General features: G+C 44.1%; 2 protein-coding genes and 1 pseudogene. All 3 read left to right on the top strand.

Annotated features, from left to right (window positions below; all coding sequences use genetic code 11):
• Nucleotides 1–251 (top strand): annotated as a pseudogene (locus AB4623_RS23630) (histidine/lysine/arginine/ornithine ABC transporter ATP-binding protein); the annotation flags it as partial.
• Between the two features lie 136 nt (nt 252–387).
• Entirely contained in the window at nt 388–1,158 is a 771-nt protein-coding gene (locus AB4623_RS23625; RefSeq protein WP_010437364.1) for an ABC transporter substrate-binding protein, read from the top strand.
• Between the two features lie 79 nt (nt 1,159–1,237).
• Nucleotides 1,238–1,978 carry an ABC transporter permease gene (locus AB4623_RS23620; RefSeq protein WP_017062124.1) on the top strand — a complete coding sequence of 247 codons (741 nt, stop codon included), beginning with the start codon at nt 1,238–1,240 and terminating at the stop codon, nt 1,976–1,978.
• The last annotated feature ends 47 nt before the right edge of the window (nt 1,979–2,025 follow it).

The raw sequence follows: 2,025 nt of genomic DNA, 5'->3' as shown, positions 1-2,025 counted from the left end.
TGCTGTTTGATGAGCCAACATCAGCACTTGACCCTGAGTTAGTAGGGGAAGTACTTGGTGTAATGCGAGATCTAGCAGAAGAAGGAAGAACCATGCTTGTGGTAACACATGAAATGGCTTTTGCTCGTGACGTATCAAACCATGTGATGTTCCTGCACCAAGGTCTAGTGGAAGAACAGGGCGATCCAGCTAAACTGTTTACGGAACCTGAATCTGAACGTTTACAACAATTTATCTCATCGATTTACTAATCAGAATTGAAACGCCGTTGCCAAGGTAAACAGCGACGGTGTGAACAATAAAACACAACAAGTAAGTTAATAAGCAACAACAAACACAATATTAAAACTAGCAAAACATAAAAACCTAAATCACAGGAGTAGGGATATGAAAAAGTGGTTATTAGTCGCGGCACTTGCTGCAACTGCTGCAACGGGCGTAGCTCAAGCAAAAGAATGGAAAACAGTACGCTTTGGTATTGAAGGTGCTTACCCTCCATTTAGCTGGACAGAAGCTGATGGTTCACTGAAAGGCTTCGATGTCGATATGGCTAACGCACTTTGTACTGAAATGCAGGTGCAGTGTAAGATCGTTGCACAAGACTGGGATGGTATCATTCCTTCTCTACTTGCTCGTAAATATGATGCGATCATTGCGGCAATGTCTATCACGGAAGAACGTAAGAAAAAAATCGACTTCACAGGTAAATACGCACTTATCCCAAACAAGTTCATCGCTAAGAAAGGTGCAGGCCTTAACTTTGATGATCTAAGCGGTCAAAAGATTGCCGTTCAACGTGCAACAACTCACGATAAATACCTAACAGACAACTACGGCGATACAGTAGAGATCGTTCGTTACGGTTCATTCGACGAAGCTTACCTTGATCTAGCAAACGGTCGTGTTGCTGCTGTACTAGGTGATGCATCTGCTCTAGAAGAAGGCGTGCTAAACAAAGCTGGTGGTGAAGACTACGAGTTCGTTGGTCCATCACTAACTGATCCTAAGTGGTTCGGCGAAGGTTTTGGTATTGCTCTACGTAAGCAAGACAAAGATCTGACTAAGCAATTAGATGCGGCAATCCTTTCACTACGTGAAAAAGGCATCTACCAAGATATCGCGGCTAAATACTTCAACTACGACGTATACGGTCAGTAATCTTTAGCGTCAATTCTTAAGGGAGAGGTTCTCCTCTCCCTGTCTTACCAACTTTTTCGCAGTTCTGTTGGAATCCATTATGTTTGATTTACAAGGATATGAAGCGTCGATCCTGAAAGGGGCGGTGCTCACAATCGAAGTTGCCTTGCTGTCGCTAATTTTAGCTATGGTTCTTGGTATGCTAGGTGCCTTAGCAAAACTCGCGCCTTATCGCTGGGCTCGTGCTATTGCAACCCTCTACACAACCGTCATTCGAGGCATTCCCGATCTCGTACTGATGATGCTGATTTTCTTTGGTGGACAAATCCTTTTAAACAACAGTTTGTATTCCATCAACGAGTGGCTCAACGAGTGGTTTGCATCCAGTGATCCTAACCACGAATGGACCGCTTACTTACCTGATTATATTGATGTCAGCCCATTTGTTGCTGGTGTCTTAACCATAGGCTTTATTTTCGGTGCCTATATGGCAGAAACGTTCCGTGGTGCCATCATGGCTGTCGACAGCGGTGAAATGGAAGCGGCAAAAGCTTATGGTATGAGCCCTGTAAAGGCGTTTCACCGCATACTGCTACCGCAGATGATTCGTCACGCATTACCGGGTTTTGGGAATAACTGGCTGGTATTACTTAAAACCACTGCGCTGGTTTCGATTATTGGCCTAGAAGACATGGTACGTGTTAGTGCACTGGCGGCGGGTTCAACCAAAATGCCATTCACTTTCTACATGACTGTGGCGATTATCTTCTTATTCTTCACCAGTGTTTCAACGGGCTTACTTAAGCTGGTTGAACGTAAATTCAGTATCCACGCGAGGTAGTTATGGACTTTTCATTGATAATTGAAAGCCTGCCGATTTACCTTGGT

The organism is Vibrio sp. 10N.222.52.C12 (assembly GCF_041474215.1).
In the GTDB taxonomy this organism is placed as follows: Bacteria; Pseudomonadota; Gammaproteobacteria; order Enterobacterales; family Vibrionaceae; genus Vibrio; species Vibrio crassostreae_C.
This window is presented reverse-complemented; position numbering and strand designations above follow the sequence as displayed.